Raw genomic sequence first — 6,758 nt, forward strand, 5'->3', positions numbered from 1 at the left:
AATGGCCATATATGGATTAACAGCACTTGCACCATAACCGTTAAGAAGAGCAAAATGAGTAGTTTCTCTTGCATCTCCCGCTTCAACTAAAATTGAGATTTTCGATCTCAACTTATTATCGATAAGGTAATGATGAACTGCAGACACCGCCAACAGTGAAGGAATTGCCGCTTCATAGCTATCAACCTTGGCATCGGACAATACTATGATATTGTATCCTTCTTGAACCCTAATAAGAGCTCTTTTACATATGAGATCAAGGGCATTCTTAAAGCCTGTTATACCACTGTCTGCTTTGAATGTAATAGGAATTACCGAAGATTTAAAATCTTCATTTCTGAGTGATTTCAACTTGTCCATCTCTTCATTATTTATTATCGGAGAATCCACAAGTACATATTTATTGTTTAGATTTTCCTTGTGAAGAATATCCTCCTGAGTACCTATGAAATTTGTAATAGACATTACAACGCCTTCTCTGATAGGGTCGATAGGAGGATTTGTAACCTGTGCAAAAAGTTGTCTGAAGTAGCTAAACATCAATTGAGATTTGTTTGATAATACAGCCAGCGGAGTGTCATTACCCATTGAGCCAATAGACTCTTTGCCAGTTTCAGCCATAGGCTTAAGTATATGTCTCATATCCTCCATTGAATAATTGAAAAACTTCTGCTTTTCAAGAAGTTGTTCGCTGCTCAGGATATCGTGTGACATGCTCGCATCAGGGAGGTCTGCAAATTTCAATCTGTTGTTTTCAACAAAGGATACATAATCCATCTTCTTAGACACGCTGTCCTTTATTTCCCCATCAAAGAATATTTCCTTTCTCTTTGTATCTATCATAAGCATTTCGCCTGGTCTTAGACTTCCTTTTTTAAGAATGTCTTCAGGCTTAAACTTCAGAACTCCAAATTCCGACGCCATTACTACAGTATCATCATTTGTAATTATATATTTAGCAGGTCTTAGACCGTTTCTATCAAGTGTTCCTCCTACCTGAATTCCATCACAAAAGTACATAGCCGCAGGGCCATCCCAAGGTTCTATCATTGCCGCATGGTATTCATAGAATGCCTTCTTCTCTTTAGACATATGCTGGTCATTCTCCCAAGCTTCAGGAATAAGCATCATCAAGGTATGGGCATTCGTTCTTCCATTTTGCTTGATGAACTCAAATGCATTATCTACAGATGCCGAGTCGCTTTTATCTTTCTGTAAAATAGGATACAGGTCGTTAATGTCTTCTCCATAAACTTCAGAAGTCAAGACACCTTCCCTTGTTTCCATCCAGTTCCTATTGCCCTTGATTGTATTAATTTCACCATTGTGGGCAAGATATCTAAAAGGCTGAGCCAAGTCCCATGTAGGGAATGTATTGGTACTGAATCTTTGATGTACAAGGGCCATGCTGCTCTTGTAGTTAATATCATTAAGATCAAGATAATATTTTTCTATCTGATCTGCCAACAAGAGACCTTTGTATACTATGGTTCTAGATGAAAGAGAGCAGATATAGAAATATTCCTTGTTTCTCACAAGAAGTTTTTCTATTTCATTTTCTATTCTCTTCCTTATTAAAAATAGTTCTTTTTCAAAAGTATCCCAATCTATGTTTTTAACCTTTTTCACAAATACCTGTCTGATAACGGGTTCTGTTCCTCTTGCCGTCTCACCAATGCTCTTTTGGTCAGTAGGAACAAATCTCCAACCAAGAGTCTTGTGTCCCGATTCAGCCACTACTCTTTCAGCAATACCTTCACATTGAAGTCTTAGAGCAGGTTCCTTTGGAAGAAAGATCATACCTATTCCATATTCCCCTGCATCAGGCAGGTCAATTGAATCATTTGCACAGTATATTTTAAAGAACTCATCAGGAATTTGAGTCAGTATACCTGCACCATCACCAGTTTTCGGATCAGCACCAACCGCTCCTCTGTGTTCCATATTTTTAAGGATTCTCAATCCGTTTTGTACAATGTTAAAACTGGACTCACCTTTCACATTAACAATAAATCCAACACCACATGCATCCTTTTCATTTCTTGGGTCGTAAAGACCTTGTTGACCAGGTAACCCTATACTTTTCATAAAAACTCCTCCTTCTTTTCGTGAAAACTCACTGCGCATACACTTGTATTTATTTTAAATACATTTGTTTCTATTTCTTAACATTTTATACTAAAAACTCAGTATATGCAATATAATTTTCCATATTTTAAATACAATTAACAATTTGTGTGCGGGAAAACATTACTTTTTGTATTTTGTATATGGTTATTGTTACGATTTCTTAACAATAATAAAGTTCAACGTTTTCCTTAATACTTAAATTTAATTCAATGAAATTTTTCTCTCCTTATTATATAACAATTATGATCATATTTTAAGTTTTTTTATAGCACTCTTATCTCTATATTCAAATATTCCAGTGAAAAAGTATATGTTGTCTAGGGAATAAAAAAAGAATCCGAATCATATCCGAATTCTTTCCTTACATTACTATTTAATTTTATTCTATTTAACCAAAGAACATTAGCAATACACCTGCAGCAACTGCAGAACCAATAACTCCCGCTACATTTGGTCCCATCGCGTGCATCAACAAGTAGTTTGAAGGATTGTACTTCTGACCTTCCTTTTGAACAACTCTAGCTGCCATAGGAACCGCCGATACTCCAGCTGCTCCGATAAGTGGATTGATTTTTCCACCACTTGTTCTATACATGATTTTTCCAAAGATAAGTCCTGTTGCAGTACCAACACTGAATGCAGCAAGTCCAAGAACTATTATCTTTATAGTTCCAACTGTTAGGAATAGATCAGCCTGTGCTTTAGCACCAACTGTAATTCCAAGCAAAATAGTAACTATATACATCATTGAATTCGTAGCAGTTTCAGTAAGCTTTGGAACCACACCTGATTCTCTAATCAAGTTACCGAACATAAGCATTCCTATAAGTGCCGCTGCCGATGGCAGAAGAAGTACTGTGAAGATAGTAACCACTACAGGGAAAATAACCTTTTCTGTCTTTGATACGTGTCTTAATTGTTCCATCTTAACTTTTCTTTCTTCTTCAGTTGTAAGAAGTTTCATAATTGGCGGTTGTATTATTGGAACAAGTGCCATGTATGAATATGCCGCTATCGCTATAGGTCCAAGTAAATCCGGCGCTAGTTTAGATGTCAAGTAAAGTGCTGTAGGACCATCAGCTCCTCCGATTATACCTATAGCAGCTGCCTCAGGACCTGCAAATCCAAGCAATATCGCTCCTATAAAAGTAAAGAATATACCGAACTGTGCTGCAGCTCCCAAAAGAATACTTCTAGGATTGGCAATAAGAGGGCCAAAATCCGTTCCAGCTCCTACACAAAGAAAAATCAATGGAGGATAAATACCTTTTTCAGTACCTAAATATATATAGTGTAAAAGTCCTTCATCTTCCATCAAACCTGCCAAAGGCATGTTAACAAGCAACATACCGAATGCTATCGGTATTAACAAATACGGTTCATATCCTTTGGCTATAGCAAGATACAAAAATGTACAAGCTATGATTATCATGATAATTTCTTTATATGTAATTGCGGAGAATCCTGTACTTAACCAAAATTGTTGTAATATTTCTCCCATTTGGATTCCTCCCTATTAACCTAATGTAATTAAAGCATCACCGCTGCTTACGCTAGTTCCTTTTGATGTATGTATACCTTTAACCGTTCCGTCTTTCGGTGATACAATTTCGTTTTCCATTTTCATCGCTTCAAGAATCAGAAGGATATCTCCAGCCTTTACAGCCTGTCCTTCAGTTACTTTAATATCAAGTATAGTTCCAGGCATTGGAGCTGATACCATTTCTTCTCCACCCGCTGGTGCCACCGCAGGTGCCGGTGCCGCTTTAGGCACTACTGGTGCTGCAGCTCTAGGTGCTGCTGGTGTACTGAATACAGGCGCGCTAGGAACTCCACCTATTTCTTCTACTGCTACTTCATAAGTTTTCCCGTTTACCGTAATATTATATTGTTTCATTTTTTATAATCCTCCTATCGTTTTAGGTAGTTCTTCTTATATATTATTTTGCACTACCTTGCATTAGTTCCATTCTTCCGGCTTGTGACCATGCCGGTTGTTGATTGCCTGTTTGAACTATACTTCTTACTATCAATTGATCTGTACTTTTTCCAATGTGAGCCGCAAGTGCCGCAGTAATAACTGCTACCAACTCATCATCTTCTTCAACTACTGCCTGGGTCGCTTGTGCAACTGGTGCTTCATCTATCTTTTCAATTTTTTCTTCTTTCTTTTTAGTGAATATTACCTTGAAAAGATCCAGTACAAATGATATTAAAAGCAAAGTTGCAAATACTATTCCCATGCTGAATAAAGTTATTACTCCAGCATCTCCCATAGTTACTATGTCACCATACATTTTATCACTCCTTACACTGGCATATTGCCATGTTTTTTGGCTGGTCTTGATTCTCTCTTACCAGCAAGCATTTCAAAAGCACTGATTATTCTTTTTCTAGTTTCAGATGGTTCTATAACATCATCTATATATCCTCTTGCTGCTGCTATATAAGGATTAGCTACTGTATCTGTGTATTCCTGAATTTTTTCCTGTCTCATTTCATTTTGATCATCTGCTTCAGCAATTTCTTTTCTGAATATAATATTTGCTGCTCCTGATGGTCCCATTACTGCTATTTCAGCTGAAGGCCATCCAAGAACTACATCAGCTCCAAGATGTCTTGAACACATAGCTATATATGCTCCACCATAGGCTTTTCTCGTTATTACAGTCACCTTAGGTACTGTCGCTTCTGGATATGCATAAAGCATTTTCGCTCCATGTCTTATTATTCCACTGTATTCCTGTCCTGTTCCTGGAAGGAAGCCAGGTACGTCGACCAATGTAAGCAATGGTACATTGAAAGAATCACATGTTCTAATAAAATGAGCCGCCTTGTCTGATGCATTTATATCAAGACATCCTGCAAGTCTGTTTGGCTGATTTGCTATTACACCAACACTTTTACCATTCAATCTCATGAAACCCGTAATTATATTTTCAGCATAATAAGGCTGATACTCAAGGAATTCTCCACCGTCAGAAAGTGCATGAATAACTTCTTTCATGTCATATGCCTTATTTGGATTTTCAGGCACTATAGTATTTAATGCTTCATCTATTCTATTCAAATTATCTGAAGATTCGAAACTTGGTGCTGTCTCAAGATTGTTTTGAGGCAGGAAGCTAAGCAACTGTCTTATCTTTGCAAAACATTCATCTTCTGTATTGTCATAGAACTGGGCAACACCACTTATCTTGTTGTGAGTCATGGCTCCACCAAGTGCTTCGGCCGTAACTTCTTCTCCTGTTACAGTCTTGATTACCTGAGGTCCTGTTATAAACATTTTTGAAACGTGTTCAACCATGAAGATGAAATCAGTCAATGCTGGTGAATAAACAGCTCCACCTGCACATGGTCCAAGTATTACTGAAATCTGAGGAATAACTCCAGATGCTATAGTGTTGTTATAAAATATGTCTCCATATCCTTTAAGTGCATCAACACCTTCCTGAATTCTCGCTCCACCCGAATCATTGATTCCGATAATTGGTGCTCCCACTTTGAGGGCCATTTGCTGAACCTTTACAATCTTGGCAGCATGCATTTCTCCTAGTGAACCACCAATAACTGTAAAATCTTGGGCAAATACATATACAATTCTGCCGTCAATTGCACCGTATCCTGTTACAACACCTTCACTTGGAGCTTGTTTTTTCTCCATTCCGAAGTTGACACATCTGTGTTCTACAAATCCGCCTACTTCTACGAAACTGCCTGCGTCGAGTAATTTTTCAATTCTTTCTCTAGCAGTAAACTTCCCATTCTTATGTTGTTTTTCAATTCCTTTTACTCCGCCGCCCAGCTTTAAAGCATCTTTTTTTTCTTTCAGCTGGTCTAGTTTTTGATTTGGCAATTTTGTTACCTCCTATTCTAATTGAATATATCTTAATAAAATACTATTATTTTAATTAAAAGTCAATATATTGTGAATAAATGCATGAACTTTTATAAAATATTCATATTTAATTAACAAATTATTTAATAATGCCTTTTTTTATTAGTTTCTTCACATCATCTTGACTCAAATTTAATTTTCCCGTCAAAATTTCCATACTGTGCTGTCCTAATAAAGGTGACGCTTCCCTTATGTCGTTGGGGTTCTCTGAATATTTGACCGGAGAAGCCGGTGCCAGTACATTACCAGCAACAGGATGATGAATATGAGAGAACATCTCTCTTTCCTTAAGCTGTTCGTTTTCCAAAAGCTTGTCTATTGTATTTATTGGACTGTTGGGTATTCCCGCATCATCCAATATTTGCTGCCACTCTTCAGTAGTATTTTCTATGAAAATCTTATTCATTATAGGTTTAAGTTCGTGATAGTATTCCACTCTTTTTTCATTGCTGAAAAACCTGTAGTCATCTATTAAGTCTTCTCTTTCAACAGCCCTGCAGAACACTTCCCAAAGCTTATCGTTTCCAACACCTATCATTATTTCGCTGTTTCTTGTCATAAATGGTTCTAGCGGAGCTATTGTCGCATGCCTGTTTCCCAAAGGTTGCGGAAGTTCTCCTGACACAGTATATCTCGCTATGGCATTTTCAAGGATGGATACCTGACAGTCAAGCATGGAAATGTCTATTCGCTCTCCTTTGCCTGTATCCTTTTTCCTGTATAACGCTCC

Annotated in this window: 6 protein-coding genes; all 6 read right to left on the bottom strand. The window is 37.3% G+C overall.

Going from position 1 to position 6,758, the window contains the following annotated elements; all coding sequences use genetic code 11:
• On the bottom strand, positions 1-2,088 hold a 2,088-nt coding region (locus tag AC3AX0_RS05035; RefSeq protein ID WP_487549216.1), incomplete at its 3' end, for a glutamate synthase central domain-containing protein.
• A 430-nt stretch (positions 2,089-2,518) separates the two neighbouring features.
• Positions 2,519-3,631, bottom strand: coding sequence for a sodium ion-translocating decarboxylase subunit beta (locus tag AC3AX0_RS05040; protein ID WP_487549217.1), 1,113 nt, complete (start codon positions 3,629-3,631; stop codon positions 2,519-2,521).
• Positions 3,632-3,646: 15 nt separating this feature from the next.
• On the bottom strand, positions 3,647-4,027 hold the full coding sequence (locus tag AC3AX0_RS05045) for a biotin/lipoyl-containing protein (RefSeq protein WP_487549218.1): 381 nt from the start codon (positions 4,025-4,027) through the stop codon (positions 3,647-3,649).
• A gap of 43 nt (positions 4,028-4,070) precedes the next feature.
• Entirely contained in the window at positions 4,071-4,427 is a 357-nt protein-coding gene (locus AC3AX0_RS05050) for an OadG family protein (RefSeq protein WP_487549219.1), read from the bottom strand.
• Positions 4,428-4,438: 11 nt separating this feature from the next.
• Entirely contained in the window at positions 4,439-5,986 is a 1,548-nt protein-coding gene (locus AC3AX0_RS05055) for an acyl-CoA carboxylase subunit beta (RefSeq protein ID WP_487549220.1), read from the bottom strand.
• A gap of 121 nt (positions 5,987-6,107) precedes the next feature.
• Positions 6,108-6,758 (bottom strand): CoA transferase (locus AC3AX0_RS05060; protein ID WP_487549221.1); only part of this gene is annotated, 651 nt, incomplete at its 5' end.

This window comes from Dethiosulfatibacter sp., from assembly GCF_983023055.1.

Excerpts from the sequence above, each read along its gene's own strand:
- AC3AX0_RS05040 (WP_487549217.1), bottom strand. The coding sequence starts at position 3,631 with ATGGGAGAAATATTACAACAATTTTGGTTAAGTACAGGATTCTCCGCA.
- AC3AX0_RS05045 (WP_487549218.1), bottom strand. The coding sequence starts at position 4,027 with ATGAAACAATATAATATTACGGTAAACGGGAAAACTTATGAAGTAGCA.
- AC3AX0_RS05050 (WP_487549219.1), bottom strand. The coding sequence starts at position 4,427 with ATGTATGGTGACATAGTAACTATGGGAGATGCTGGAGTAATAACTTTA.